This window comes from Sphingomonas sp. DMC6, assembly GCF_056314225.1.
In genome coordinates, this window is the sequence record NZ_JBQUYT010000007.1 from 63,071 (window position 1) to 89,357 (window position 26,287).

General features: G+C 58.5%; 23 protein-coding genes and 2 pseudogenes. 7 read left to right on the forward strand and 18 right to left on the reverse strand.

Going from position 1 to position 26,287, the window contains the following annotated elements:
• Window positions 1-25: 25 nt before the first annotated feature.
• The 6 genes from hslU to ACT53M_RS15985 form a co-directional block, all read right to left on the reverse strand.
• Window positions 26-1,321 carry an ATP-dependent protease ATPase subunit HslU gene (hslU, locus tag ACT53M_RS15960; RefSeq protein ID WP_476234623.1) on the reverse strand — a complete coding sequence of 432 codons (1,296 nt, stop codon included), beginning with the start codon at window positions 1,319-1,321 and terminating at the stop codon, window positions 26-28.
• Window positions 1,322-1,372: 51 nt separating this feature from the next.
• The gene (gene hslV / locus ACT53M_RS15965; protein ID WP_476229559.1) at window positions 1,373-1,939 is read right to left on the reverse strand and encodes an ATP-dependent protease subunit HslV; all 567 of its coding nucleotides are present in this window, start codon (window positions 1,937-1,939) and stop codon (window positions 1,373-1,375) included.
• Window positions 1,940-2,008: 69 nt separating this feature from the next.
• The gene (locus ACT53M_RS15970; RefSeq protein WP_476229560.1) at window positions 2,009-3,124 is read right to left on the reverse strand and encodes a helix-turn-helix domain-containing protein; all 1,116 of its coding nucleotides are present in this window, start codon (window positions 3,122-3,124) and stop codon (window positions 2,009-2,011) included.
• A 61-nt stretch (window positions 3,125-3,185) separates the two neighbouring features.
• Window positions 3,186-3,704 carry a hypothetical protein gene (locus tag ACT53M_RS15975; protein ID WP_476229561.1) on the reverse strand — a complete coding sequence of 173 codons (519 nt, stop codon included), beginning with the start codon at window positions 3,702-3,704 and terminating at the stop codon, window positions 3,186-3,188.
• The gene (locus tag ACT53M_RS15980) at window positions 3,695-3,889 is read right to left on the reverse strand and encodes a hypothetical protein (protein ID WP_476234625.1); all 195 of its coding nucleotides are present in this window, start codon (window positions 3,887-3,889) and stop codon (window positions 3,695-3,697) included. Before ACT53M_RS15980 ends, ACT53M_RS15975 begins: the two co-directional genes overlap by 10 nt.
• Window positions 3,890-4,071: 182 nt before the next feature.
• On the reverse strand, window positions 4,072-4,668 hold the full coding sequence (locus tag ACT53M_RS15985; RefSeq protein ID WP_476234627.1) for a tyrosine-type recombinase/integrase: 597 nt from the start codon (window positions 4,666-4,668) through the stop codon (window positions 4,072-4,074).
• 437 nt (window positions 4,669-5,105) lie between these two features.
• Here ACT53M_RS15985 and ACT53M_RS15990 point away from each other — a divergent pair, with 437 nt between their 5' ends.
• The 4 genes from ACT53M_RS15990 to ACT53M_RS16005 all read left to right on the forward strand — a co-directional run bounded on the left by ACT53M_RS15990 (window position 5,106) and on the right by ACT53M_RS16005 (window position 8,054).
• The gene (locus ACT53M_RS15990; RefSeq protein WP_476234629.1) at window positions 5,106-5,783 is read left to right on the forward strand and encodes a tyrosine-type recombinase/integrase; all 678 of its coding nucleotides are present in this window, start codon (window positions 5,106-5,108) and stop codon (window positions 5,781-5,783) included.
• Between the two features lie 323 nt (window positions 5,784-6,106).
• Complete coding sequence (locus tag ACT53M_RS15995; RefSeq protein WP_476229564.1) at window positions 6,107-7,321, forward strand: phage integrase; 1,215 nt, start codon at window positions 6,107-6,109, stop codon at window positions 7,319-7,321.
• A 39-nt stretch (window positions 7,322-7,360) separates the two neighbouring features.
• Window positions 7,361-7,720: a type II toxin-antitoxin system RelE/ParE family toxin gene (locus ACT53M_RS16000; RefSeq protein WP_476229565.1), complete on the forward strand. Its 360-nt coding sequence runs from the start codon at window positions 7,361-7,363 to the stop codon at window positions 7,718-7,720.
• Window positions 7,713-8,054, forward strand: coding sequence for a helix-turn-helix domain-containing protein (locus ACT53M_RS16005; protein WP_476229566.1), 342 nt, complete (start codon window positions 7,713-7,715; stop codon window positions 8,052-8,054). Before ACT53M_RS16000 ends, ACT53M_RS16005 begins: the two co-directional genes overlap by 8 nt.
• A 112-nt stretch (window positions 8,055-8,166) precedes the next feature.
• Here the strand turns inward: ACT53M_RS16005 and ACT53M_RS16010 are convergent, their stop codons facing one another.
• From ACT53M_RS16010 to ACT53M_RS16025, 4 genes are all read right to left on the reverse strand, one after another.
• Entirely contained in the window at window positions 8,167-9,069 is a 903-nt protein-coding gene (locus ACT53M_RS16010) for an ArdC family protein (RefSeq protein ID WP_476229567.1), read from the reverse strand.
• Window positions 9,070-9,308: 239 nt separating this feature from the next.
• Window positions 9,309-9,821, reverse strand: a complete 513-nt coding sequence (locus tag ACT53M_RS16015) for a sigma-70 family RNA polymerase sigma factor (protein ID WP_476229568.1) — start codon at window positions 9,819-9,821, stop codon at window positions 9,309-9,311.
• On the reverse strand, window positions 9,818-10,336 hold the full coding sequence (locus ACT53M_RS16020; RefSeq protein WP_476234630.1) for a hypothetical protein: 519 nt from the start codon (window positions 10,334-10,336) through the stop codon (window positions 9,818-9,820). Before ACT53M_RS16020 ends, ACT53M_RS16015 begins: the two co-directional genes overlap by 4 nt.
• A gap of 190 nt (window positions 10,337-10,526) precedes the next feature.
• Window positions 10,527-11,447 carry a HEPN domain-containing protein gene (locus ACT53M_RS16025; protein WP_476229570.1) on the reverse strand — a complete coding sequence of 307 codons (921 nt, stop codon included), beginning with the start codon at window positions 11,445-11,447 and terminating at the stop codon, window positions 10,527-10,529.
• Between the two features lie 162 nt (window positions 11,448-11,609).
• Between ACT53M_RS16025 and ACT53M_RS16030 the strand changes: the two genes are divergently transcribed.
• Window positions 11,610-11,753, forward strand: a complete 144-nt coding sequence (locus ACT53M_RS16030) for a hypothetical protein (protein ID WP_476229571.1) — start codon at window positions 11,610-11,612, stop codon at window positions 11,751-11,753.
• Complete coding sequence (locus ACT53M_RS16035) at window positions 11,753-11,890, forward strand: transposase (protein WP_476229572.1); 138 nt, start codon at window positions 11,753-11,755, stop codon at window positions 11,888-11,890. Before ACT53M_RS16030 ends, ACT53M_RS16035 begins: the two co-directional genes overlap by 1 nt.
• A 160-nt stretch (window positions 11,891-12,050) precedes the next feature.
• Here the strand turns inward: ACT53M_RS16035 and ACT53M_RS16040 are convergent, their stop codons facing one another.
• The 5 genes and pseudogenes from ACT53M_RS16040 to ACT53M_RS16060 all read right to left on the reverse strand — a co-directional run bounded on the left by ACT53M_RS16040 (window position 12,051) and on the right by ACT53M_RS16060 (window position 19,871).
• Window positions 12,051-13,745 (reverse strand): hypothetical protein, encoded by a 1,695-nt coding sequence (locus ACT53M_RS16040; RefSeq protein ID WP_476229573.1) that lies wholly within the window; start codon window positions 13,743-13,745, stop codon window positions 12,051-12,053.
• The gene (locus tag ACT53M_RS16045; RefSeq protein WP_476234632.1) at window positions 13,742-15,862 is read right to left on the reverse strand and encodes a peptidase domain-containing ABC transporter; all 2,121 of its coding nucleotides are present in this window, start codon (window positions 15,860-15,862) and stop codon (window positions 13,742-13,744) included. Before ACT53M_RS16045 ends, ACT53M_RS16040 begins: the two co-directional genes overlap by 4 nt.
• A gap of 547 nt (window positions 15,863-16,409) precedes the next feature.
• Window positions 16,410-17,402: an FHA domain-containing protein gene (locus ACT53M_RS16050; RefSeq protein ID WP_476229575.1), complete on the reverse strand. Its 993-nt coding sequence runs from the start codon at window positions 17,400-17,402 to the stop codon at window positions 16,410-16,412.
• 62 nt (window positions 17,403-17,464) lie between these two features.
• Complete coding sequence (locus ACT53M_RS16055) at window positions 17,465-18,706, reverse strand: HlyD family secretion protein (protein WP_476229576.1); 1,242 nt, start codon at window positions 18,704-18,706, stop codon at window positions 17,465-17,467.
• 298 nt (window positions 18,707-19,004) lie between these two features.
• Window positions 19,005-19,871, reverse strand: a pseudogene (locus ACT53M_RS16060) (integrase core domain-containing protein).
• A gap of 16 nt (window positions 19,872-19,887) precedes the next feature.
• On the opposite strand from ACT53M_RS16060, the pseudogene ACT53M_RS16065 reads away from it, so the two are divergent.
• Window positions 19,888-21,113, forward strand: a pseudogene (locus ACT53M_RS16065) (IS701 family transposase).
• Between the two features lie 140 nt (window positions 21,114-21,253).
• Here the strand turns inward: ACT53M_RS16065 and mobF are convergent.
• The 3 genes from mobF to ACT53M_RS16080 are packed head-to-tail and all read right to left on the reverse strand — an operon-like array spanning window position 21,254 to window position 26,231.
• The gene (gene mobF / locus ACT53M_RS16070; RefSeq protein ID WP_476229577.1) at window positions 21,254-24,016 is read right to left on the reverse strand and encodes a MobF family relaxase; all 2,763 of its coding nucleotides are present in this window, start codon (window positions 24,014-24,016) and stop codon (window positions 21,254-21,256) included.
• Window positions 24,016-25,863, reverse strand: coding sequence for a type IV secretion system DNA-binding domain-containing protein (locus tag ACT53M_RS16075; RefSeq protein WP_476229578.1), 1,848 nt, complete (start codon window positions 25,861-25,863; stop codon window positions 24,016-24,018). Before ACT53M_RS16075 ends, mobF begins: the two co-directional genes overlap by 1 nt.
• Complete coding sequence (locus ACT53M_RS16080; protein WP_476229579.1) at window positions 25,860-26,231, reverse strand: hypothetical protein; 372 nt, start codon at window positions 26,229-26,231, stop codon at window positions 25,860-25,862. The genes ACT53M_RS16075 and ACT53M_RS16080 overlap by 4 nt, the downstream gene beginning before the upstream one ends.
• Between the last annotated feature and the right edge of the window lie 56 nt (window positions 26,232-26,287).

Below are 26,287 nucleotides of genomic sequence, written 5' to 3' on the forward strand. Positions count from 1 at the left end.
GCGCAAGCCGCCAGCCTCGATCGCCCTAAAGCACGTACCGGCTCAAATCCGTATTCCGCGCAACGCCCGACAGCTGACGGTCGACATAGGCGGCGTCGATCACCAGTGCGCTGCCCGAACGCTCCTCGGCCTCGAAGCTGATTTCCTCGAGCAGCTTTTCCATCACCGTCTGGAGGCGCCGCGCGCCGATATTCTCGACTTCGGCATTCACTTCGGCGGCGATCTTCGCCACGGCGCGGATGCCGTCTTCGGTGAAGTCGATCGTCACGCCCTCGGTGCCGAGCAGTGCCGCATATTGCCGCACCAGGCTCGCCTTGGTGTCGGAAAGGATGGCGACGAAATCCTCCTCGGTCAGCGCCTTCAGTTCCACCCGGATCGGCAGGCGGCCCTGCAGTTCGGGCAGCAGGTCGCTGGGCTTGGCGACATGGAAGGCGCCGCTGGCGATGAACAGGATATGGTCGGTCTTCATCGGCCCGTACTTGGTCGCGACGGTGGTGCCCTCGATCAGCGGCAACAGGTCGCGCTGCACGCCCTCGCGGCTGACCGAACCGCCGCGCACATCGGAAACGGCGATCTTGTCGATCTCGTCGAGAAAGACGATCCCGTTCGCCTCGGCATCCGCCAGCGCGACGCGGCTCACCTCGTCCTGATCGAGGCGCTTGTCGGCCTCTTCCTCGACCAGCTTTTCCCAGGCCGCGCGGACGTTGAGCTTGCGGCGCTTGAGCGGGGCGCCGCCAAAGGCCTTGCCCATCATTTCCGACAGGTTGATCATCTGCGCGCCCGCGCCGGGAATCTCGAACGGCATCTGCGGCGCCTGTTCGACTTCGATCTCGACTTCGGTGTTATCGAGCAGCCCCTCGTGAAAGCGCTGCTTGAACGCCTCGCGGGTCGCGGTGCTCGAATCCTTGCCGGTCAGCGCATCGAGCAGCCGGCCCATCGCCGCTTCCTCGGCCTTGTCCTTCACGGCGGCGCGGCGACGTTCCTTTTCCAGCCGGATCGCTTCCTCGACCAGATCGCGGGCGATCTGCTCCACATCGCGGCCGACATAGCCGACCTCGGTGAACTTGGTGGCTTCCACCTTCACGAACGGTGCATCGGCGAGTTTGGCCAGGCGGCGGCTGATCTCGGTCTTGCCGCAGCCGGTCGGCCCGATCATCAGGATGTTCTTGGGCGTCACTTCGTCGCGCAGTTCGGGCGCGAGTTGCTGGCGGCGCCAGCGGTTGCGCAGCGCCACGGCCACCGCCTTTTTGGCGTCCTTCTGGCCGATGATATGCGCGTCGAGCGCAGCGACAATCGTCTTGGGAGTAAGGTTCTGATTCATCTATTTTTCTTCTGGCGAAGTTTAGGAAGTTTAGGCCCGGAACGCATTTCGTCAGGCCGCGCTGTCGAGCGTTTCCACGGTCAAGCGGTCGTTGGTGTAGACGCACAGCTCGCCGGCGATCGCCATCGCCTTGCGCGCGACGACCTCTGCATCGGGTTCATATTCGATCAGCGCGCGCGCCGCCGAGAGCGCGAAATTGCCGCCGGAACCGATCGCGGCGACAATGCCATGTTCATGCGCTTCGGGCTCCAGCACATCGCCATTGCCGGTGATGACCAGGGTTACGTCCTTGTCGGCAACCAGCAGCATCGCTTCCAGGTTGCGAAGATATTTGTCGGTGCGCCAGTCCTTGGCGAGTTCCACCGCCGCGCGCAGCAACTGGCCGTGGTGGCGCTCCAGCTTGGCTTCCAGCCGTTCGAACAGGGTGAAGGCATCGGCGGTGGCGCCCGCAAAGCCGGCAATCACCTTGCCGTCGCCGAGCGGGCGGACCTTGCGGGCATTGGGCTTCATCACGGTGTTGCCGGCCGAAACCTGGCCGTCACCCGCAATCACCACCTTGCCGGATTTGCGCACGGAGAGGATCGTCGTGCCGTGCCACGCATTGCTGTTGTCGTTCATGGACCGGCATATGGGAGGCCGTTCCGGGAACGCAAAGGGGCAGGCGGCGGAGAACCGCCCTGCCCCGCCTCAGGCAGCGGCGCGGCTCTGGCGCGCCAGGGGCTCGGGTGCGGCGAAGGCGGCAACATCGGCGACCGTATCCCCCGTCGCCAGCCGCGATTCGACCAGTGCATCGCCCAGTTCGGCAATCGCCGCCAGCGCCGCTTCGGACATGCGATACCCTTCGCCGCGCGCGCTTTCGATCGGATTGGGCATGCCGCCATCGGCGAACTGCTTGCGCAGCTTGCACACGGTGACCTTCAGCGAAGCGGGGGTACAGCCGAGCGCCGCCACCAGTTCGGACACTTCGACGAAGCGGCCGGGATTGCTGCCCAGCAGCAGCATCAGGTGCAGCACCATGCCGCCACGCTGACGGATCAATTCCAGGAACATGCCCTGCACATCCGCCTCGCGGCCCTTCTGCCGCTTGGCCTGGCTCGCACCGCCGGGGGCGGATGAATGATGGAGCACCGCGAGCAGGCGCAGGCCCGGGCGCAAGCCCTGCAGCCCTTCCGCCCCGCCTTCGGGCGCAGCTTCTTCCGCGCCGGCTTCGCCCGCATCATTATCGACCTGCCACGCCGCGGCGGGCACCTGGACCAGCGCCGCGGGCGGCGGTGCAGGCGGCGTCGGGACCGGCAGTGCCCGCAGGCGCGCGGCGCCATCGCGCTGGCAATGCGCTGCAATTGCCTCCGCCGCCTGGGAAGACAGGGTATAGGCCACGCCGATCGTGCGGAGGTCGGCGCGCAGACCGAGCGGCAGCAACGCAGCCCTGACTTCGCAGATCATCGTCGACAGACCGGCAGAAGTCGTTTCCAGCGCGCGGATCAACACCGCCCTGTGCACCAGCTTGTCTGCGTCGTGCATCAGCCGGTAGAGCAGCCGCGCCGCCTTGGGCGTCTTCAACTGCAGCGCATCGCGCAGCGCCGTTGGCAGCACCGTGCCCTGGGTCTCGAACTGTTCGAGCATGCGGCGCTCGCGCCGGGCAAGGTCCGCAAGCTCGTTGGCGATGGCGACGCATTCTTCCTGGCGGTGCTTGGGCGCCGCAACGGTGATGGCGTGAAACAGGCGGTCGGCCAGCGCTTCCAGTTCCAGGCGACCGATCAGGCTGTTCGGATGCTTGGCGGCTTTTTCAGTCAGAACATGCATGGAAACCGTCCTTCCGGCGCGGGGGCCGGCGCATCACGAGTTGAAGAGAGGAGCGACCGGATCACGACAGCAGCCAGGCAATCGCTGCCCAGAGCAGCAGCGACGCAGGCACCGCGACCAGCAAGGCGCGAAACGGGCCGAGGTCGCGATCCGGGAAGAGCCGTTCGGTCTCGCAATCGGATAGCGGACGCGCATCGGGATCGCGGAATGCCGCGTCGATACCCCGCGGCTTCACGACCGAAAAACGTTCGACACCGGCACGATTGCGCCGCACCCGCGGGACGGAAAACGAGGGAAAATGGCCTGTACCGGCGGCGTCTCGCCCGGCAGCGCCGTCGCCGCCCGCGTTGCCAATATGGACTCGCTCCGCAAGCGCCCCGCCACGGAAAGTGCCGGTGCCAGTCGCCCGTTCGATGAACGCGAGCGCCTCTTCGATGGGAACCGCTGCATCGCTCGCCCGGCTTTCCGCAGCCCGGTCGAGCGCCGCCGCAAGCATGCTATCGCCCGGCTCGGCGCGGTCGGGCGCGTAGCGCAGCCGGACATGGGGCCGACGCCCCCGCTTGCCGATGGTCAGGCGCATCGGCGCGCGAGACCGGATCGCCCGGCCTCGTCCCAAGTATAGAAGGTTAATTGTTGGCTCTCAGGACTCGCAAAATCCTTGGCAAACTTGCTGGGAAAGGCGGAAATCGCAATCGTGCCGGCACCGGCAAAAAACCGAGGCACCGACGCACGTATACGAAAATTTCCCTTTCTTTCCAACATCATGCAAGCCCACCAGCGAGTCCGGAATCGAAACTGCTAGCGTGACGAAATACTGCAAAATGTATCGTTGCGCAATGGCGCCACCCTGGGCGCGCGCAAAAGATTTCGCCAAATTGTTAGCTTGGCGAAACAGGTGCTTACGGGAAGGTTCGGGGACGCCTCGCGACGGAGGCGCCTTGAATTATTCAGCCATTGTGGTCGTTGATCCTGAAGTTTCGGTTCCACATGCGGGAAGCAATCTCAAGCTCTTCGGGGCCGATAGCGCATGTATAGATGGCAGTGGTGCGCATGTCTGCGTGCCCTAGCCAGCGCTGTACCATGTTGAGCGGTACACCGGATTGAATGGCGGATACTCCAAATCCGTGCCGAAACCCGCGCGCACTAGCCTGATTGCCGGCAATTCCGGCATCTTCCATTATCCGATTTAGCTTGCGCCACGCAGTCATGCGCGACCAGGGCCATAGCCGCTGCCCGGGCGGGAGCGCGGGAAGATCGTGCACTCGCTTCAAGGTTTCGATTAACTGTACTGGAACCGGAATGGTTCTAAATATTCCGCGCGATCTTCTCTTAAGGCTTTCAATTATGATTGCCTGCGAGCTTGCATCAACGCCCCCCGCCGTAAGCATCAGGGCCTCGGTAACGCGACAACCTGTCACCGCCAGCGTGAGAGAGAAAGTATAAAGCTCCGGACCGGCGCGCACCGCCTCCGATAAAATCTTGGATCGCTCCTCCGCGGTCAGATATTTACGCTTTCCATCCCTGGAAAAGACAAGATTTATCATTTCAATCCCCTCGTTTAATCTTACCCTGCCTAAACGTCACCCACGCCAAGCGAAGCACGAAAATCGTTCAAAAACCGCCATTTGTGACACTATGCAGTATAGTGTAACATTAACAATTATATATGTTAGTTAACCTGACATTCGGTCGATTTTTGCTAAACGTCCCCCTGACGCCGGCCCGAACGCCCGAACGCCCGCTTTGCTCCATAAGCGGGCAGAAAACGCCAGAAACACCCATTTCAGGCGGTTTCGCTATTGAAACGAGTTATCACGTAAGTTACCTTAGTTGCACAACCGCGATGCCTTCTATAATGGGAAGGTATGCCGGTTTCTCGGCGCGGGGCCCTCGGGAAGACCAGCGGACTGCCGGAATATGAACTCGAAACCCCGTGTCGGCGTGCGTCGGCGCGCAGGAAGCTTGCGGGACTTGACGGACGATGCAGTGGTCACCCTTTGATGGCTATGGCAGACGCAAATATGTGAACCGCACGGAGGTGCTGCGTTTCCTTGCCGCCACCGCGGTGGAGCGCACGGATGTCGCCGTTTTCTGCCGCCTGCTCGCCGAAACGGGTTGCCGCATTTCCGAGGCACTGGCGCTCAGCGCAAACCGCGTTGATGTGCAGGACGGGCTGGTCGTTTTCGAAACGCTGAAGAAGCGCCAGGCCGGCATTTTCCGCGCGGTTCCCATCTCCCGCGAACTGGCCGAGCAGCTATGCGCGCTGCCGGTAACGGTGCCGGGCGGGCGACTGTGGCGCTGGTCGCGGATGACGGCATGGCGGCATGTCAGCCGCGTGTGCGCCGCAGCGGGCATCACCGGCCCGCATGCCACACCCAAGGGCTTCCGCCACGGCTTTGCCGTGGGCGCGCTGGGCGCCGGCGTGCCGCTCAACATGGTGCAACGCTGGCTGGGCCATTCGGACCTGCAGACCACCGCGATCTACGCCAACGCTGCAGGGCCGGAGGAACTCGCCCTCGCCGAACGGCTGCGCCTGCATTATCTGCCGAATATCGAGGAAAGCGGCCAGGACCTGGCCGCCGCCGAAGCCGAAGTTGCGTTGATGCCCGACTGGCCGGAAGACCCCGAACTGATCGAGATGGACAGCCGCAGGGGGTGAAACCGGCATGTGCAACGCTGCGCGTTGCCGACGCCGCCCGCTTTGGCATGTATGGCTTTTCAGGAAATTTGGTCGGGGCGACAGGATTCGAACCTGCGACCCCCACACCCCCAGCCCCAAATTTGAAGGCTTTGAACGCCCCCGAATGCAACACAAAAACTTGCTAATTACAGTAGCTTATGCCACCTTTTAACCGTTGAGGTTGTTGCGTTTGGATGCTGCTTGTTCCGCCTCGTTGCAGCAAGTTGCACCACCAGCGCACCACCAAAATTGAGTCGATTCGGCTGGCGAGACGCTCGATGCGAACTGTTCTGACACAAGCCATGATCGAGAAGATGGTCAATCCGGTTAGGCCGGAAGATCACCGTGACGCACGCCTCAAGGGGCTGGTGCTGCGCGTCATGCCAAGCGGCGTCAAATCCTTCTATTGCGAGTTCGCCCGTGGCAAGCGTGTGTGGCTGGGCAGAGCCGATGCCGTGGGTCTGGCCGAAGCGCGGGATAGCGCCCGCGTGATCCTGTCCGAAGTCTATCGTGGCATTGATCCGATCGAGGCGCGCAAACCCAAGCAGGGTGTACCGACCTTTCGTGATTTCCTAGACGGCGATTATGCCGTGTGGGCCAGAGCCAATCAGAAAGCCCATGCCCAAAATCTCAAGCGGCTGACGACGGCTTTCAAGGCATTGCTCGACAAGCCGCTCGACAAGATCACCGGGCTGGATGTCGAACGCTGGCGCGCGAGCGAAATCGAGCGAGGCTTGAGCCTAGAAACGATCAATCGCGATATTTCGTCGATCAAGGCGGCTTTCAACCGGGCAGTAGATTGGGAATTGATCGGAACCAACCCGCTGGCCAAGGTCAAGAAATCGCGCACCGACGATTGCCTCAAGGTCCGGTTTTTGAGCGATGCCGAGGAAGGCCGGCTACGTGCCGCGATCGATGCCCGCGAGGAACGCCGCCGCGCCGAACGCGATTCCGCCAATCATTGGCGGCGAGAAAGGGGCTATGTGCAACTGCCCAGCCTGCGCACGGTCATGTTCACCGATCATGTGAAGCCGCTGATCCTGCTGTCGATCAACACCGGCTGCCGTCGCGGCGAGTTATTCGATCTCCAATGGTCGAACGTCGATCTCGATCGGCGCATCCTGACCGTAACCGGAGCGACTGCCAAATCGCGGCGCACACGCCATATCCCGCTCAACCGTGAAGCCACGCGCGTGCTGCAAGGCTGGCGGGCGCAGGTGGAAGAAGAGAACGGGCTGGTCTTCGTCAATGACGCAGGCAAGCGGTTTGATCGCGTCAACTTTTCATGGCGGCATTTGCTCAAGGACGCGAATATCACCGCGTTCCGCTGGCACGACATGCGCCATCATTTCGCGTCGCGTCTGGTGATGGGCGGCGTAGATCTGAACACCGTGCGCGAGCTACTGGGGCATTCCGACTATGCGATGACCCTGCGCTATGCCCACCTGGCACCGGAGCATAAGCTGAAAGCGGTGGAGGTGTTGGATCGCCGAACGTCGCTGGCGGCGGTGGCCTGAACGGTCTCAAATTGACTTTGTTGGCAGATTTGACTACATATGGCGAAATCACGTAACACGCTCCGCACAGTCTCTTGGATCAAGGCGGCGCGGCGAGATTTTGAGGCGTTTCCTGCGCGCGCCATGGATCGAGCATTCGATGCCCTGACAGTGGTGGCCGATGGCGGAACGCCGGACATTGCCAAGCCGCTTGCCGGGCTGGGTGCCGGTGTGTGGGAACTGGCGATCAAGGAGCGCGGCGACGCCTATCGGGTCGTCTATGCGCTGCAACTGGGCGATGATATCTGGGTGGTTCATGCCTTCCAGAAGAAATCGACCAGGGGAATTGCGACGCCGCGGCACGAAATCGACCTCGTGCGCGAGCGGATCAAGCGGTTGAAGGAAATGCTCGATGGCTGACCAAGATGACGATTTCGAACTGGTTCGCGGTTCGGGCAATGTCTTTGCCGATTTCGATCAACCCGATGCCAGTATTCGCCAATTTCGCGCGATCCTCGCCGCTGAAATCGTCAAAACGCTCGATGCCGAGCGGCTCACGGTGCGCGATGCCGAAGCGCGCACCGGCATATCGGCTGCGGATTTTTCGCGTATCCGTCAGGTCAAACTCGACCGTTTCACCATCGACCGGCTGTTGCGGATTCTCGACCGGCTCAACCGGGATGTTCGAGTGAAGATTTCCGTCGCGCCGCGTGCGGGTGGGAAGCGAGCTTCGGTTTCGCCGCTCGCTGCCTGAAACAGTCTCTCTGTCCCACTTCGCGACCGAAGGGAGAGGCCGGCGCATGGGGTCGGTGGGTGGGACAAACGAAGTGGCCACCCCTTTCCGGGGTGGCCTCATTATAGATCGTCTATGCCGCTTCCTTGATCGCTTCGGGACTCGCCAGCTGGTGGAGATAGGCAACGGCGCGTTCGGCATGGGCGGCGGCTTGCACGATAGCGCGAGTGTCGTTTTGCAGGACCTTGATCCAGCTTGCGATATAGCTGGCATGATCGGGGCGCGGCTCGATGCCAAGCACAAGATCGGCGGCAAGAAAAGCTGCGCCAAGCTCAGCGCATAATTCCTCGCGGGCATAGCCTGCATCGCCCCATTTCTCGCGCCCAAAGCTGCGGTCGAGGCGGCTCTCATGCCGAGTCCAATGCACGGTTTCATGGCCCCTGGTGGCGTAATAGCCGTGCGCATCATGGAACGCTGCGAAGGGCGGTAGCTGGATGCGGTCTGCTGACGGCATATAATATGCTCTGTCGCCGCCATGGTTCACGGTTGCTGGGATGCTGGCAAAGAATGCCTCGGCAGCCGCGATGCGCTCCGCCTCCGGCGTTGGTTCCGGCACGATATGGAACCGTTCGGGCAGCCCGTCGATCTGCGCCACGTTGAACACGGTATAGGTTTTCAGGAAACGGAAGCCCTGCTCCCGATCCTCGCCGCTGGCGTCGTCATGCACGGTCTTGGTGCTGTCGCCATAATAGACCACTGTTGCACCATGCTCCCCCTTTCGCACCTGCGCGCCCAAGGCGTGCGCCTGTTTGTACGTCATCCATGATGGGGCGACAAAGCCGGACGCCTGCGCCTCGATCCACAAGAGGAGGACATTGATCCCGCGATAAGGCTGGCCGGTGGCGCGCAAGGGGCGAGTCTGCCCGGACGTGGCCATGTCACCGCCGCTCCACGGTTTCAACCAAGGGCGCGCGCCCTGCTCAAGCTCGGCCAAGATGCGGTCCGTAATGCGGCTGTGAAGGTCTTGCCTAGTCATTGCTGTTACTCCCTTCCGATCCGCGCAGGGGTCATGCCGCGCATGACCCCTGCCGACCCGGCGAGGGGCGGAGAGAGTGGGGGCAAGGTCCGGTGCCGGGGGTGGTGCGGGCGCAGCGCAGCGAGCCACGGCCCCAAAGCGGCACCTTGCAGGGAGAGAGAGGCAGCGCCTCTTTCTCCCTTGAAAATAAGTAATGTTGCGCCGCTGGCGGCGCTCAATCTTCGGATTAGGAAGCAATCCTATAGTTGATGCGTAGAAGCCGTTCTGCGGCACCGCGCCAATGCACGCATCATATGGTATTCGACGCCGTCATAGCCGAGGCCGACCTGTTCGGAGATTTCCGCATAGGTCATGCATTTCAGCCGATGCATCAGGAAAATGCGGCGGGTTTTTCGCGGCATGGCCAGAAGTGTTCGTCGATAGACCTTCCGAACATCGCGCTCCTCAATCCGCAACGCTTGTTCGGGAGGCACCGGTGCATCCCTGCCCTCGTCGATCGGACACCAGGTGTTCTGCGGCGATGTCCTCCGGCGCGCGCGGTCAATGAGAAGATTGCGGGCGCACCGGACGAGATAGGCTGGCGGATTCTCTAGGTGTTCGGCCACGCCCGCAGCGAACAGCTTGATGAAAACCTCCTGTGCGAGGTCAGGAGCATCGTCCCCGCCCACCCGCTTTCGGAAGAAGCGCAGGACCCGTGCATATTCTGCCCGGTACAGTCCCTCAAACGCAGCCGTGGAGCTGGAGCGAGTCATCGCCCTGCCTCCCCACGTTCGCGTTCGTTCAACGGCGCGTCGCGTGAAGCGCGGTAGAGCGTTATGCCCGCCTCGATGCGGTCGAGGATGAAGGTGTCGCGTTCGATCCCGGCGATGCGGATGTCGGCCTTGGAGTAGATGCCGAAAGCGACCGCGCACCGGCTACCGAGTTCGCTGTCGATGACATCGCGCACCCGCTGCCAGCAGCGCCCATCCTTGAAGGCGGGATGGTTGACGACGATCCAAAATTCATAATCCGAGAACTGGAGGGTGTGCCGGTCCTCATACCAGGAACGGCGCGCATAGGGACCGATCAGGATAATCCGCCGAATCTTACCCGGCTGGGGTGCGTGGACCTTTCCGGGTTCGAAGCAGCCGCGAATGATGCGCGCGATGCGTTCGATCTCGTTCTGCTTGCGCCGGACCAGATGGCGGACGCGCGCCATCACGACCTCGCGCGCATAAACGTCGGTAGGGGATGTCATTTGCAGCTCGCACACCGGCGGTCCGCGCATTCGGGCGCGGATGGTGCAAGCGGTGTCCACTGTGCGCCGCCATCGCGGCTTGCAGCAACTGCCCGACCTTGTTGGCCGGACCTACATGATGCCTGGCAGGGTTATCCCCGAGATGGCCGCCAGTCCTTCCATCCCGTACTTCCGAATATGCCAGACAAGGAGATACCGGGCAAGCTGTCTGGCGGTATCGCTATTTCCCAGCGGCGGCTTCCAATTCAGCGACTCGTTCAGAGCAGACCTGATAAACGACACGGCCCAGTTCCTCGATCCGCTCTCCGAGCCATGCCAGTTCTTCCTCGCTGATCCGGTAGTGCTTGGAATAGCGGGCCTTCGTATAGGCCTCCTTGAGCTTCTGAAACATCGCGCGTTCGCGGCGCGTGGTTTCAGGCCAGATTCCGTAGAGGCGACGGTCGAGCCCCTCGGCCAGCGACCGCAGGAACGCGATGTTGTGGTTATAGGGCGCATAAAACGTCAGCGTGAGCAGCAAGCACGAGTAAAGGCGTTCGGCCGTCTGGTGCAAGTCAAACGCAGAGTCTTTTAAATACCCTTTTCCGATGCCGAACTTTGCGAACTCAAAGCGCTTCATTGCAGAAGGAAAACCTTCGTCAAAATACTCCTTTGTCGCCTGTAGCGCCTGCTGCGGTGTCTTTGGCTTCGGCTGTTGCAACTCCCGATCGTCGACTTCGTAGAGCGCAATCCCATCCTTAGCGACTTCCATGAAGAACACACGACCGTGGGCAAGGCCGTCGTTCACCTCGTGCAGCGAATGGACGACGAAATTGACCGGCGTGCGCAGCGTCTTCTCGATGGTGTAAGCCCGGATCAGCCGTTCCTCAGCCTTGGCCCAATAAGCCGCCCGGTCCGTCAGTTCCCCCTGACTGACAATGATGAGGATATCATAGTCGGACTTGTACTGGTTCGCCGACAGCGGCGCATCGACCCAGTCGCCCCGCGCGTGGCTGCCAAAAAGGATGACCTTCAGGATGCGCGCGCCCTTTCGGGGGCCGGTGGCATTCCCGATCGCGTCGCGAAACTCTTCGAAAACGACCTCGACGATGCGCTCAAGCTCGCGCCGCTTTGCCGCGGGAAGATGGTCGATGTCGGTGCGCATTGGCACGATCCTTTCGGCATTCCCCTTGTTTGGCAAGCGCAATTGCAGCGAGGGGGGCGCCTCCATTTACCGCTCGCCAAAACGGTTTTCAGATGCTCCACTGGCTCCTGCCAGCGGGGGCGAACGATACGGCAATCGGGGCTTTTCGGGTTATCGGACCACATGAAGCGCTTGTCGGCGGACGGCGATCCGCTGGAGGTGCTGGCCCGGGTTGTGGATTTTGAAGCGTTTCGACCAACCTTGGTTGGAGCGCTGGCCTACTCGTACGGCGCCAAGGGGGTCGTCCGCCGCATGATCTGGTGGTGATGCTGAAGGTGCTGGTGCTGGCCGCGCAGAACAACGTGTCCGATGCCCGCATGGAATGGCTGACCCGCGACCGGCTGAGCTGGCTGCGCTTCCTGGGCTTCGACCTTGGCGCGGCAGCACAATATAGATTCACATGATTCGCGAAATGCTCAACAGATACATCACGCACAACACGCTATCGAAAACTGCGTAACATATCTCGCGATACAAAATAGTTTATCTAAAAATTAAAACCTTTCTAGTCATTATTCGTACGTGAATTTGAAAATGAGACCAAAAATGGAAATTAAGTGGCCATCACCCCTTATCTTTTCGCCGGATCACCCCTAGTATCACCGGCGAGACTAACCAAAGCAACAAAATGAAAAGCATCGCAGGCCCAACCGAACGACAAATTACCATTAACACAGATACGAAACATACAACATATAGATAAATATCACCAACTCTAATACAAATCTTGCCCCCTTCACTCTGAGCAAACGAACGCCAAACCAACATTCGTTTACTACGTAAAAAATTGAACATCGTCCGTAATATAGCATCCAGATTCATCAGCGCATGCAGCGGAGCGTTAATTAACTCAAAAACCAAAATTAACAGATATATAATAACCGCCCTAAATGCTAAGACGAATTTATCATCCGACATTCTAGCTATCGTACAGAGAGACAAAATTATACGAACGCCCTCACTGGAATATGCGGTGAGGATGAAAGCGCATAATTCTACAGCGCTACAATTAATACCGATAACGATGATACCAATACTCAAACCCAGAGGTTGCAAACTTCTACGTGCGTCGCCAAGCGCAACTAACCAACCAAAAAGCGGAAAATGATATCCACGGCTTCCTCTGGTGATCATTAGTAAGAGATTTTGCCAGTCGCCGCGAACCCAACGATGGGCCCGTTCACGCAAGATAGAATGATTAGAGGGCATATTCTCGATCACGGTCGCGTAGGGGGTAAAGCCGGTACGCACCACCAAACTCTCCCACATATCGTGGGAAAGAACTCGCCCGACAGGATATATATCTTTAAAAACCGAATAGCACGCCCGGATATTATACGCCCCTTTACCAATATACTTAGCTAATCCAAACGCGTCGAATATTGTATTCCTAGAATCCAATATGACGGACCTCTGGCAGCTTAAGGGCATGATTATCCCATACCCGGAATCTGCCTTATCACCCAAATTACGCAAATCCGGCGTATTACTTGGATGGGAAATCGTGGCAGCAAGGATATGTGCAGAGCCGGGAGACAAAATATTATCATCATCGAGGACGATAGCGTAATTTATCCGATCTAGATCAGCATCATAGTGGCCGGAGACAACGCGAAGATTGGAGCGGCCGGTACAAACTAGTTCAAAGAACTCTAAAAGCTTGCCCATCTTTCGCTCCCATCCCATCCACACATGCTCACTGGGGGCGAATCGCCGTTCTCGCGTCATTAAAACGAAAGGCGCGTGTCCTTCACGCCGATAAGTATGATTGAGCCGTTCAATCGCGCTAGATAGATCACCTAGTAAACCACGCTCCTCATCATTTAAATCCTGCTCACTGCTATCGAGTGGGTCGACAAGAATTACGAACTTAACCCGAAAGTCATTTACATTTCGAAAATTCAGATCAATGCGATTGGAGAGCTGTAAAACTTGCTCTCTGCTGATTAAAAGTGTCGGTATGACCACCGCGACTTCAGCCATCGGGGCAAGATTTAACGCCAAGTGAGGCAGCTCGCGGCGCGGCAGCAAACGGAGAAAGTGCTGACGAACTATATCGCTCGCAGCTTGGTTGAACGTTAGCAAAAGTGCAATTGTGAATAGAACATTTTCCCCGAACCCTAAATTCGAGTTAAGCCGAACAAACGGACATACCAATACCACAGTTATAAAAAAAATACCGACACAGTAAAGAAATAGCACCCCAAATCGGGACCGCGTGATTCCCATTAAGGGGATAAACAGTGCGGCGAAAATCACAATAGCCCCTCCGATCTTACGTCCGCCACTTCCACTATCCGCCCTTTGACCAACGCCACGACTCTATTAGCCATACGAATTGCATCTGGCCGGTGAGCGACAATAATGCGAGTGATCCCAAGTTCTGAAATAGAACGATTAATTATGGACTCGGTCTGAATATCAAGGTGCGCGGTACCCTCATCAAGAAAAAGGATTTTTGGTCTATGATACAGCGCGCGCGCTAACAACACACGTTGTTTTTGGCCAACGGAAAGTGCTGACCCCATGTCACCAACAAGAGTCTCATAACCCATGGGAAATTTCATAATGTCATCATGAATGCATGCGATGCCAGCGACCTCCTTGACCCGATCCATATTTATTTCTGGATCGAAAAAACTAATATTCTCGGAAAGGCAGCCCGCATACAAAACATCTTCTTGAAGAACCGCCCCGATTTGCCTACGGTACCGACGCAAACCGTACTGCAGCAATTTTTCCCCATCGATCCGAATTTCGCCCGATTGTGGAGGATAAAAACCTAACATCAATTTCAATAATGTTGATTTTCCACCGCCAGATGGCCCGACAATCGCCACAGCTTGGCCCGGCTCAATTTTTAAATCTACTCCTTTCAACACGAAATCCTCGCCAACTCCATACGTGAAGTGAACGTTTTTCAACTCGATCGCGCCCGTAAATTCAGTGTTACAATTTGAACTATTGACCCGCCCTTCGACTTCGGGTGGCGCAAGAGCAATGTCCGCAATTCGCAGGAGGTGCATGTCTATCAAACGAAATTGCACCCACTGCCCGATTAACCGATTAGCCGCACCCAAAAATTGTTGCTTATAGGCCTGGAACGCGAATATCATTCCCACAGTGAACTTAGCATCTATAACCATACTGACGGCGAAAAACACGAACAAAATATTTTCCAGAGCCGCCACACTGTTGCTAACTAAATCAAACCAGATCTGTATCCGGCTCATAACAATATTTGAGTTTACAACGCGCGCGCGTTTATTCTGCCAGAGCCGGTGTCGATCTCCCTCTCGGGCGAAGAGCTTGATCGCGGCCATGCCGCGCACCGTTTCAATCATTGTCGAGGTTTCAGATGCTCGCGCCGAGATAACGCTAACGTTGGCGAGCTGCAATGAGCCGAACCATAGAACTCGAACAATGATGTAGATGCCAACACTCGCGGCCGCTAAGCTCGCAAGTAAAGGTGAATAGAAAAACATCAAGGCCAGCGTGACAAGGCTCATTGCGCCGTCAAGCAAAGCTGCAACCAGACCATGGGTCAGTATTTCAGTTATAGGCTGCGTAGATTCGAACCGTGATATTATGTCCCCGGTGTGGCGCTTCTCAAAATAGCCCATCGGAAGGCGCAGCATCTGCTTAAAAATATTGTTAACTAACTGAAAACCTAAAGCTGCACCGAACTTTATCAGTACAATTTCGCGCAACGTACGAGTAAATAGACCAATAGCGGAAACTCCGGCAAACCCCAAGGTTATCGCCATCAGGAAATCTTTGTCGAGTGCCGGGGCAGCATTATCGACCGCAAGTTGGAGATAAAATGGCTCTGCGAACGTGAGCAACTGCATTAACGTAGAAAATAGTAATATCTGTAGAAAGACGGGTCGCAGCCCCACTATATTTGACCACATCTGATTTATTTTAAACGGAACTTTCTCACGACCACGTCTAAAATTATGTGAAGGAGTCATCTCCAAAGCGATCCCCGTGTAGGACCGCGACATTTCTTGCTTTGTTAATGAACGCTCGCCTAATGCCGGATCATTCAACAAATAATGTTGCCCCGAGAGCCGCCTTTTAACCGCCTTCAGAACCACGAAGTGATTTAAATTCCAGTGCAATATGGCCGGGCACTGCACATCTTGGAGTTCCTCAAGTTCAGCTTGCAACGGTCTGCATATCATGCCCAACTCATCACCAACGTCCATTAAGCCCCTTAATGTCATTCCCTTCATTGAGATTGGGTAACGTCGGCGCATTGTTGCTAGATCAATATCTAGTCCATAGAATGCTGCAACCATGGCGACGCACGCTATACCGCACTCTGCGCCTTCCGTCTGGCGAATTGTTCGTAGGCCGCGTCGAAACTGCATTTCAAGTTCGCCTAAGCGCATCTATTCAAGATAAAAACCGGGCCAACTACATGTTCGTTATAGTGCCTAAGCCACTCCCCAATCTCAGGTATTACAACATATAAAAATGCCGAAGAATCGCTCTTCGGCGGACTATATGAGCTGTAGCCGCCGCGCTTTATACCAATGAATGAAGCTTGCCCGGCGATTTGATGGCTATCGCTCTCAAATTCGCCATGCCTTATATAATACGCGTGTTCTGATTCGGAAATGGGCAAAAGGCTTGTATTTAATACCGAACCAGCGTCTAACGCAAAGTAATATGTCTTACCGCTCTTCGACGAGTATAGATTCAGAATAAGTCGACCTTTATAACCTCCGCCCGTTGCGCTAAAGTTCAACGTATAGCCGCCTTTGTCTGTCGACACGTAGTTAGACTTGATCAGTGCGCAGTTCGCAAAATTTCGGGCGCTAGCACTTTGCGGAAAACCTGAAAAGATGGCGCAAATTGCGATCAATGCCGCGTGTAATTTCTGCATGTCAACCACTCCAGAATTAGACGTAATATTTATTTCGCGATCGAGGGGTTAAGCATGTTGTATTTTGCGTTCCAGTCATCAGTGTATTTATTCCCCGTTACTGGATTCACCGCATTCCAGTTGACAGAGTTATTTCCTAGTTCATGCTTTATTTCGAAGTACGACGCGAAGCTCATCGTATTGGGAATAGTATTATTTGCTCCGCCAGCTGCAAAACGCGCTTCATAATTAGATATATCATTAAAAATAGCTGCTATCTGATCGCCGGCGTTATTTATACTCCCGCTCTCGCCTAAGTCGTCCCACGTCGTTTGATTATACTGGAACAGGCCAATATGACTTCCATTCGTCGCGCCTTGTGTGAAGCGGGACTCGTAAAAAGCGTCTGCAAGCGCGATCCGAATTGCTCCCTGGTCACCCCCATGCGCATATCCGTAATCGACAATTTGCTCGGCCGCTTGGATTTGATCCTGGCTCAAATTTAGGTTTGGACTATATCCAAAAAGATGCCCGCCGGGCGTTTTTAGCGTTACATTGCCATTTTGAAATTTTCGGTCGGACACAATTGTGCCGTTTGCAGAGCCGGATAAATTAGCAGCGTTGAAATCATTAAGATGATTCTCCGCTAAGGAGTATGTTGCTACAGCTCCCGTTACGATAATAGTGCCGCTGTCGCCACTATTATTGATTTGCTGGATTATCGCGTTCGTATTTCCCGCAAGAGATGCGGAAATGACGCCATCATTCTGGTACGTCTGGCCCCCATCGTGCGAGTTAAATACCGTAACGGTCCCGTCGCCATTGCTTATAGTTCCCGCATTATACTCTACCACGGCGCTTTCTGCTTGTGCTGATGCATACCCGTTTTCAAATGCGAGCACCTCACCCATGGCGCCTAGACCATAGGGATCGCTGCCACTGGAGCCCAGTGAGCCTGACGCGACCCATCCACCTCCTGGGAAGTAAGTCACATGTACTCCACCAGATATTATCATCAATTCGTCCATAGTTAATATACGCATATTTTATCCTTTCCAATTTTTTTGATTAATTCTAATGTCGACATTTTTTTATACGACCTCTATCAAATCCGAGACCTAACCGCTTTTATAGGTTCTATCGCCCAAGCGAAGAAGGATCGTCGATCAAGAACAATGAGTGCACTAAGAGTCATGCCTGGTTGCAGAGAAACCTGCTTACCAAACGCTTCGACTTTCTGAATTGGGAGCGCAACACGGAGACGATAAACGGGTTCCTTAGATGAGATGGGTGCATCTATTTCGTTCGGCGCCAGTACGGCGTGAGAGATTTCAGTGATGTACCCCTTGAAGCTACCAAAGCGTTGATAGGGAAAGGCATCATACATAATTCTCACCTCCTGTCCCTTTCTAGCGAACCCGATCGCGCGGGTGGGCGCGTATAGCTCCACAGCCATCTGAACTGCATCCTCAACGATCATCATTATCGGGATCTGCGTTGTGACATTAGAACCCCTGGTGATCTGCAAGCCAGAAACTCTACCCGCTATTGGCGCTGTAATTACGTAAGCACGAACATTTTCAACCGATATTCGTTTTTCTGTGAGATTTGCATCTCCACTTTGCAAATCGTTTATTTTAGCGGCCGTTTGCGCTGGAAGCTCTGCAAGGGTCAACTGAGCTTGTCTTAGATTTGCTACCAATTGAGCCCTCGAAGCTTCTAACTGCTGTAACTCCTCCTGCTGTGTCAGTAAGGCTTGTCGCCTTGCCTCATATTGAAATTTACTAACATAGCCACTAGTGACGAGTGTAGACAGAGGCTCGAAACCATCCCTAGCTGATTCGACCATCTCTTTTTGCAGAGAGATTTGACGTTGATTTAGCGCAAGTTCTTCTCTATATTCTTTAATGCTGGAAGACAATTTTGCGCTATCTTCAGCTTGAGTCTTCTGCGAAAGACCTATCTGGCGGCTCACCAGTGCGTGTTGTAGATCAATGGCGTTGAGTTCAGCCCCACTTGGATCGCTACGAGCTTCCGAGGATTGTGCAACAAGGATTGTGGCAAGGGGCTGCCCGACCTTGACATGGTCGCCCTCATGGACCTGCAGCCTTATTACAGTGCCCGGTCGAGTGGGTACAATCCGTGTGAGCGCACCATCGGGAACAACGCGCCCTATGACCAGTTCAGTGCGAGCGTACTGACCAGTCAAAGCACATATTAAGGAGGTCAATACTATTGTTAATAATAGACCTATGAGCACCCAGTTCGAAAGAGTAGACGTCAGCACGACTTCGCCGTGAAGGCGATATACTTGCTTTTCATAGACTTCTGAGCGAAATAACCGCATTAATTCACGCGATTGCCAGAAGCGGGCGAAGCATGCATACGTTTCTATCCTTTAGATGCCAAGCTAGCTCAGAATACGCTTGAGTCAATTCGGCAATTGAGAACACGGTGCTTCCCGGTCGCATAAATCGCTCCGCGCTTACCGGATGCCGCTGGTTGTAGCGCACTCCCGCAGCATCGATGTGTTAGCTGCACACGGGTTCCTGGACCTCAACTCAAGGTGTTTCTTGGAACCGGAGGGTGATGATGCGCCGACGGAATTTCAACCGCGGTCGAAACTTAAGGCGTTAAAGCTGGAATTAGGTGTGTGGTCCCAGCTTGTGATGGCCGGGTTTTACGATAAAGGCGTCGGACTTTGATTTCCATAGCGCGTTGATGGCGTCATAGGGCGTCCTGAACTTCAAAGCCTTGAGCTGCTTGGCGAAGTTGTAGGCAATGAGCCAGTCGGCGATGTGTCGTCGCAGTTCCTGGATCGATGCGTACTGGAAGGACTTGGTGGACGCTTCCTTGATTATCCTGGCCATCCGTTCGGCCTGGCCGTTGGTCCAGGGATGATACGGCTTGGTAAGGCGATGCTCGATGCCGTTGTCTTGGCAGGTGCGACCGAAAATGTGGCCAATCCACGTGTGCGACACGCCTTGGTCCCGATCGACGAACCGCACGCCGTTGTGGGTCAGGATGGTGTGGATCGGATAGGGCACTGCCTTGATGAGCACCTTGAGGAACGCGGCAGCCGCCAGCTTGGTCGCTCGGCGATGTCGATGTGGAAATACCCGATCTCGTAGCCTTTGAACTTCTTGGGCTTCTCGCGGTCGGCCTTGGGCAGGCGGCTGATGCCATGACGCTGCAGACAGCGGTGTAGGGACGAACGCGTCAACTGCGGGATCACATCCTTCAGCGCGACGAAGACGTTCATCCAGTGGCAGCCGGGCCTGTACGCACAGCGCCACGATGGCGACTTCTTCCATCGGCGAGAGCACCGTGCTGCGGCGTTCCTTCGGCCCCATCGGCATATCTTCCACAGACCGTCGATGCCGCCACTTCAGGACTGTTTTCTCGTTGATCCCGTATCGCTTCGCGAGGCTCGCGACCGAAGCTTGCGATCGCTGTAGCTCGCCTCGAATGGCGTGCGTGGTCTTGGCGCTGCCGTGAAGAATCTGGCCCATAGCTCCCTCCGCTGCGATGGCGATAAATCTACACCATCACATGCTGGGACCAAACACGCGACGTCGGATGTGTCCGGCCTATATCGCCGGCCTGATCGGTCCTGGTGACCGCAAGAGCATCCAGCAGATGGCAGCACGGGCCGAAGCGCTCAGCTATGACCGGCTCCACCATTTCATCGGGGCGGGGCTTTGGGACAGGGCGCCGCTGGAGGTGACGTTGTGGCGACAGGCGGATGCGCTGGTTGGCGGTGACAAGGCCTGGCTCATCATCGACGATACGGCGCTCCCCAAGAAGTGGAAGGCCTCGGCCGGTGTCGCGCCGCAATACGCCACGGTGCTGGGCAAGAACGCGAACTGCCAGACCCTGGTGTCGGTGACGCTGGTCTCGGGGGAAGTTCCGCCCATGCTGGGCCTGCGACTGTTCCTGCCGGAAAGCTGGACCAACGACCTGCCCCGGATGGCAAGGGCGGGCGTGCCCGAAGCGTTCCAGGCCTATCGCACAAAGCCTGACATCGCCCTTGAGGAGATCGACCGCGTCCTGGCTGCCGGTGTGCGTTTTGGCTGCGTCCTCGCGGATGCCGGCTACGGCGTGTCAGCCCCCTTCCGGCAGGCGCTCAGCGCTCGAGGATTGTGCTGGGCCGTCGGCATTCCCCGCCATCAGAAGGTCTATCCCGCAGACGTGCAGTTGATCTTTCCTGTGGCGGGACGTGGAAAACCGCGGGTTCGGCATGTGCCCGATGTCAAATCCCGAGCCGCCCATGCCATGCTGGAAGAGGCGAAGTGGCGGCAGATCAGTTGGCGCCGAGGCACCAAGGGCCGTCTGAAGGCTCGCTTTGCCGCCATGCGTGTGCGCATCGCCGATGGCGCGCCCCAGCGGATCGGCCCTGCTGGCGCACAACATATGCCAGGCGAAGAGGCCTGGCTGGTGGGCGAGCATCGCTCCAGCGGCGAGCGGAAATACTATCTCTCGAACCTGCCCGCCGACACGCCGATCAAGGATGTCGCCGGCGCCATCAAGGCGCGCTGGATCTGCGAACAGGCGCATCAGCAACTCAAGGAGGAACTCGGTCTCGACCATTTCGAAGGTCGCTCGTGGACCCGGCTCCATCGCCATGCGCTCATGACCATGATCGCCTATGCTTTCCTGCAAACACGAAGGCTCGCTCAGACGGGACGGAAAAAAAGACTCTCCGGTCCGCCACCGCAACCGAGTCTGCCGGCTGTCCGTCAGGCCATCCTTGATCGCCTGCTACGCCCGCCGCCGCGCCAACGTCCGCACTGCGGAACGTCGCTGCCACCACCGCATCCCACAGTTATGCCAAAGTAATGCTAAGACAACTGATTTCCGCCACACCGGTAGGCTCGTGAACGTAAATCAGGCCTCAACCCAACCGGGCTCCTTTCGAGTTGCTCGCCGCCAGCCCGGATGCCGCCGCCTGAGCGATAGCAGTCTGCACCTGGCCGGCCCGTTCGCCGATCGCAGCGACCAGCTTGCCGCGATCGTTGGTGAAGATAGTTGCGGATTCCCTAGCTCGGGATATCCCCACATAGAAGGATTTCTGATCGACCAGATTGGCTGCCTTACTGTCGGCATGGATGATGACATGATCGGCGGTACGCCCCTGGGCGGTGAAGGCGGTATCGACATAGGCATGGGCAACATGCCGATCGCGGGCGGAATCAAGGTGGAGCGTTTCCGTCCTATCGCGCGCGGTCTGAATGGTGGCAGTGCGGGCCTGCTGATCCACCGCAATCACCTCCGCGCGCGCACCATTGATCCGGCCCGCCTCGCGGTCGTTGCGGGTGAACCGGATGGCATCACCGGCCTTCAGGTCCAACGGCTGCGGCGCGAAAGCCTGGACATGGCCCGCACCCCATTGCCGCAAGCGCCAATCCACCTCGCGCCCGTCCTCCGACTTGAGCGCGATGGCGGCTTTGGCTGGGTCGACACTCTCGACGCGGTAGGCTTCGCCGCACGCCACGCCCTTGTCGGCATAATCGCGGGTGAAGCGGACGACATCGCCCTTGTCGTAACTCAACGAATCGCGAGCCTCGGCGCGGGTCAGCCCCTTGTTGACAAGGGCTTCCACCGGGACGGCAGGACCGGCCAGCGCACCCGATCGGGTAAGCGCCGCGCGAATGTCGGCGGTCAGCGCATCGCGCCCTTCGCGCGACGGCTCGATCACGATGGTACGGGCACGTTCTGCCTTGCCCAGCCCGGCATATCGCTCGGCGATGACCGCAAAACGCGCTGCCCGATCGCCATTCTCGATGATCTGCCCACCGCCCCGGTCCAGCGCGGCTAGCGCCTTCCGGGCATCCCCCTCGATCGATGCCAGTACAGCCTCTTTGGCGGATTCGTTGGTCTGCCGCACGATCTCGGCCAGTCTGGCGGTTTCCATTCCCGCGCCCTGCAACTGGGCAAAGGCCGCACCCGCCTCGACCGAACCCAACTGCTTCACGTCACCGACAAGTACGACGCGGGCACCATGCTTCGAGGCCAGGTCGAAAAGCCGGGCAGTGTCACGCGCTGACAAAAGCGAAGCCTCGTCCACGATCCACGCGGCAGGCCGGGTGGGATCAACACGCTCTGGCGATAATAGGTGCCGGGCAACGGTATCGCCACGCGTACCCAGGGCTTCCCCCAATACCATCGCCGCCGACGCGGTCGGGGCCAATGCCGTAACGGCTATCCCGCGCGCTTCGGCTTCACGGGCGAAGGTTGCAAGAACGGTCGTGGTCTTGGCTGTGCCAGCATAACCTTGAACAGCGGTAATCCGGTTGCGGCTGGTCAGAAGCTGCTCGGTGGCGGCACGCTGATCGCCGTTCCAGCTATGGCCTGCACGCTCGGCCTGGGCCGCAGCGCTGGCGACGGCCTTGGCGGCGGCAAGCGGCGACGCGATAGGGAGGAGCACCCCGCGCCCTTCCGCCTCGACCCTCAGCATCTTCGCTTCGGTTGCGACATTCTGCCGCGTGGTAAACCCCGCAAACTCCGCACCGCGCCGGTCGATATGGATGCGGTCGATTAAATCACCCTGTTTTGTGGCCATCTCGATGGCGGCCCCGATCTGCGCGTAACCGATCCGACCCAGCCCGATCCTTCCGGCTTCCTCCTGCAAGGCGGCGGCGGAGAATACCGACTGCCGCTCGCCCAGCTTGTCGGCGGCATGCGCAACCGCGCGGGCAGCGGCGTTCTCGCCCTGAAATTCCATTGCCGCGCGATGGGAAGGGTCGGCGGCCCTGGCTTCGGCCTCCCTGACCATCGTCATTCTCGCTTCCACGCCGAATCCAGCTTTGTTCGCCGTATCCCGCCAGTCCGCGACGAGACTCGCATGGTCGGCGACGACCTTGGCCTCGCGGGTGTCGAGCGTCGCCATCTGCTTCTCGAGGGCGCTGGCGGCATCCCGCGACGTACCGCGCTCCACCAGTGCGGCCTCGATCTCAGCGCTGCGGGTGCTGAACGCCTCGATGACGTCGGCGGAGACACCCCTGATCTCGAACATGGACTCTTTACCTGCCTCGATCTCATAGCCGAGTTCCCGGACCCTCAAGGCCAGTTCCTGCCGGTAGATCGCCCCGATCTGCTTCTGAAGCTGATAGATCGCGCGTGGTTCCAGGCTACGCCAAGCACCGTCCTCTCCCTGCGTCGCGTTCATGATGACGTTGTGGGTATGAAGCTGCGGGTCCTGCGCGCGGCTGGTACCGTGCTGGAAGCTGGCAATGACCAGATTGCCGGTTGCCTCGCGGGCGACGGTGCCGCCATCGCGAATACGGGTGGCGGCCATATGGCGTTCGACATGCGCCATCGCGGTTTTCACGGCCTCGCTATGTGCGGCGATCAACCGCCGATCGCCCGCCACCTCCGCCATGATCGACACCGACTTGGGCGCACTCAAGGTCACGTCCCAGCCGGGCCTATGCTTCAACTGCCCGTCGCGGAATGTGCCAAGCAGCTGGTCGCCGATCCTGCCGTCCAGAAAGGCTCGGAACTGATCGCGGTCCACGTCGCCGGACAGGCCCAGTGCTTCCGCGCCTTGGCCTTGCCATTGGGAGGGAGAAAGCCCGCCCTCGGCATAATAGTCGTCGGCCTCATAATAGCTGCTGGCCTGCGCCGAACTGGTCAATGCTGATAACGACGCCACCATCACACCGGCCCCTGACCGTTGGGCTGCGTGGACGGCGATGACGATGGTGCGGGTGATGGCGGCGCAGCTTGCGTGGCCTGTCCCCAGAGCATGGTCGCCGGATCGGCAGCGATGAACCCCTGCTGGCTGGGATCACCGCGCCGTGCGATATGATCGGCGGTCAGCCTGATCCTGGCAACCGGCAAGCCATCGGGCAGCAACAGATAGCCCTCATGCCGTGCAAGACGTAGCTGGCTCTCCATGACCGCAGGCCGCACCTCGCGCATTCTGCCCAGATTGATGCGGTGCCCCTCGCCGCCGTCACCCAGCATGTCGGTCTTGGTCCGGATCTCCATCTCGCAGTCGCCGATAGTCTGGCTGGCCCATTTTCGGGTGTCGCTGTCGATGGTTTGCAGGAACAGCTTGGTGTTGCAGCAGCCCAGCATGGATTCGGCAATCTGCGGTCCATAGCGATGCTGCATCTGGCCCAGAGCCTGAAAGGTCAGCACTACCGCCGCACCGAATTTGCGTCCTTCGGGCAGCAGCCGCGCCAGATTATCCACGCGCGGCAGGTCGGCCAGCTCGTCCAGCACGAACCAGATGCGTCGATCTTCCGAAGGACGCAGACCAAGCACGGCGCTGGCCGCGCATTCCAACCAGAGGCCAAGCAAGGGCTTCGACGCCTCGAAATAGTCCTCCTTCCTCGGCACGAATATCCAGGGCCGCGCACCGGGATGCCGGTCCAGCTTTTCAATGAAGGTGCGGAACGAGAAGGGCTTGGCCTTGCCGTCCTCGGCGCGCAGGAACTGGATCAGGTCCGCCGCCTTCGCCAGCATGAACAGGACGCTTCCGGTCGCCCGGTCGGCGTCGTCCGCAAAGGTGCGCGCCGATGAACTGGTGGCGAGCCATTCTTTGAGGTCGTCCTTGGGCCGGTTCTTCAGGGCATGGAGCAGGTCTGGCAAGCTACGTCTGTTCTCTTGCCACAAAGCCCGGATCATATTGGCGACAAGGATGCGGCTGGTGTCGAGCCAAACGTCGCTGTCATGTTGCCCGGTCTCGGTGATAAGCTGATGCGCGATACGGTCAGCGTCGGCCGGGTGGGCGATCTCGGCGAAGGGCGACCAGAAGGCACAACGGGCATCGAACGGATTCAGGATGATGTCGCCGCGCGCCGGATTATAATAGTGCGCGATGAACTCGCCACTGGTGTCGTAGACCAAAGCGGCTTCGCCTCGTGCCTCGATCCCGTCGAGCAACTGACGCAGCGCCGTGGTTTTGCCGCTGCCCGTCGTGCCGATCATCGCCATGTGACGGGTTTCCAGACGCGCGGGGATCGGCACCTTGCCGATGGACAGGGCGCGGGCATCGCCTTCCTTGCTGGTCAGCCTGGCAAGCTGCTTCTCGCTCACCACCTGCGTTCCGCCGATCCAGCGGTCGGCCAGCAGGCGCTCGCGCCGCCGCGCCACCACGCCGCGCAAGGCGATCAGGGCTGCGAGCCAACCACCGAAGCCCAGCGCGCAGCCCCATCTGACATAGGACCAGACAAGATCGACGCGTCGCCGAAAATAGGGATGCGCGATGATCTGACGCGCCGATCTGCCTTCTTCGACATGGTCGGGATAGTGAACGTCGATTCCGGTATCGGTCTCCCAGCCGGACACGGCCCAGAGTTTGATTCTGGCCCAGTAATAGGTGCTGGTGGCGAGCATGGCGTCACCGCTCAGCATCGTGTTGGGCAATCCCAGCCCGCCCAAGGCGAAAGAGGCCAGCATGATGATGGCATGCCGCTTGAGACGCGCGCCCTGAGTGCTGAGATGGTGCTTTCGCAGGGCATCGGCATGGTTGCGGCGATCGTCGGCGCGGGTCATCGCCGGTTCTCCCGCGCAAGCCGCCGCTGGCGATTATAGGCGGCGGTGATTTCTTCGGTGACGATCTCGTCGCTCTTGCGCGCACCGCTCGCCGCGCAGCGAGCGTAGCAATAGGCGGCGCAGGCGGTGAACAGCGTGCGGTCCAGCATCCGCTCGACATCGACGATGCGGGTGCTGACCGATGCCAGTTCGGTAACGATCTCATGGCCATCGATCCCGCCGCCTGCCCCGTGAACGAAGGCGGCCAGCCCCGCGTCGACGACGCGGGCGAGCATCGCATATTCGCTCAGTCCGCGTTGTTTGGCGAAGCCGGCAAGGGTGCGGTGTTGGGCCGGAGAGAGCCGCACGGTCTGGGCGCGGGCGCTCATCGTGCCGCCCCCGGCGAGATGCTATTCGCCATCGCGCGAAATGGCGGAATTGCGCG

Excerpts from the sequence above, each read along its gene's own strand:
- hslU (WP_476234623.1), bottom strand. The coding sequence starts at position 1,321 with ATGAATCAGAACCTTACTCCCAAGACGATTGTCGCTGCGCTCGACGCG.
- hslV (WP_476229559.1), bottom strand. The coding sequence starts at position 1,939 with ATGAACGACAACAGCAATGCGTGGCACGGCACGACGATCCTCTCCGTG.
- ACT53M_RS15970 (WP_476229560.1), bottom strand. The coding sequence starts at position 3,124 with ATGCATGTTCTGACTGAAAAAGCCGCCAAGCATCCGAACAGCCTGATC.
- ACT53M_RS15975 (WP_476229561.1), bottom strand. The coding sequence starts at position 3,704 with ATGCGCCTGACCATCGGCAAGCGGGGGCGTCGGCCCCATGTCCGGCTG.
- ACT53M_RS15980 (WP_476234625.1), bottom strand. The coding sequence starts at position 3,889 with ATGATGTTGGAAAGAAAGGGAAATTTTCGTATACGTGCGTCGGTGCCT.
- ACT53M_RS15985 (WP_476234627.1), bottom strand. The coding sequence starts at position 4,668 with ATGATAAATCTTGTCTTTTCCAGGGATGGAAAGCGTAAATATCTGACC.
- ACT53M_RS15990 (WP_476234629.1), top strand. The coding sequence starts at position 5,106 with ATGCAGTGGTCACCCTTTGATGGCTATGGCAGACGCAAATATGTGAAC.
- ACT53M_RS15995 (WP_476229564.1), top strand. The coding sequence starts at position 6,107 with ATGATCGAGAAGATGGTCAATCCGGTTAGGCCGGAAGATCACCGTGAC.
- ACT53M_RS16000 (WP_476229565.1), top strand. The coding sequence starts at position 7,361 with ATGGCGAAATCACGTAACACGCTCCGCACAGTCTCTTGGATCAAGGCG.
- ACT53M_RS16005 (WP_476229566.1), top strand. The coding sequence starts at position 7,713 with ATGGCTGACCAAGATGACGATTTCGAACTGGTTCGCGGTTCGGGCAAT.
- ACT53M_RS16010 (WP_476229567.1), bottom strand. The coding sequence starts at position 9,069 with ATGACTAGGCAAGACCTTCACAGCCGCATTACGGACCGCATCTTGGCC.
- ACT53M_RS16015 (WP_476229568.1), bottom strand. The coding sequence starts at position 9,821 with ATGACTCGCTCCAGCTCCACGGCTGCGTTTGAGGGACTGTACCGGGCA.
- ACT53M_RS16020 (WP_476234630.1), bottom strand. The coding sequence starts at position 10,336 with ATGCGCGGACCGCCGGTGTGCGAGCTGCAAATGACATCCCCTACCGAC.
- ACT53M_RS16025 (WP_476229570.1), bottom strand. The coding sequence starts at position 11,447 with ATGCGCACCGACATCGACCATCTTCCCGCGGCAAAGCGGCGCGAGCTT.
- ACT53M_RS16030 (WP_476229571.1), top strand. The coding sequence starts at position 11,610 with ATGAAGCGCTTGTCGGCGGACGGCGATCCGCTGGAGGTGCTGGCCCGG.
- ACT53M_RS16035 (WP_476229572.1), top strand. The coding sequence starts at position 11,753 with ATGCTGAAGGTGCTGGTGCTGGCCGCGCAGAACAACGTGTCCGATGCC.
- ACT53M_RS16045 (WP_476234632.1), bottom strand. The coding sequence starts at position 15,862 with ATGCAGTTTCGACGCGGCCTACGAACAATTCGCCAGACGGAAGGCGCA.
- ACT53M_RS16050 (WP_476229575.1), bottom strand. The coding sequence starts at position 17,402 with ATGCGTATATTAACTATGGACGAATTGATGATAATATCTGGTGGAGTA.
- ACT53M_RS16055 (WP_476229576.1), bottom strand. The coding sequence starts at position 18,706 with ATGCGGTTATTTCGCTCAGAAGTCTATGAAAAGCAAGTATATCGCCTT.
- mobF (WP_476229577.1), bottom strand. The coding sequence starts at position 24,016 with ATGGTGGCGTCGTTATCAGCATTGACCAGTTCGGCGCAGGCCAGCAGC.
- ACT53M_RS16075 (WP_476229578.1), bottom strand. The coding sequence starts at position 25,863 with ATGACCCGCGCCGACGATCGCCGCAACCATGCCGATGCCCTGCGAAAG.
- ACT53M_RS16080 (WP_476229579.1), bottom strand. The coding sequence starts at position 26,231 with ATGAGCGCCCGCGCCCAGACCGTGCGGCTCTCTCCGGCCCAACACCGC.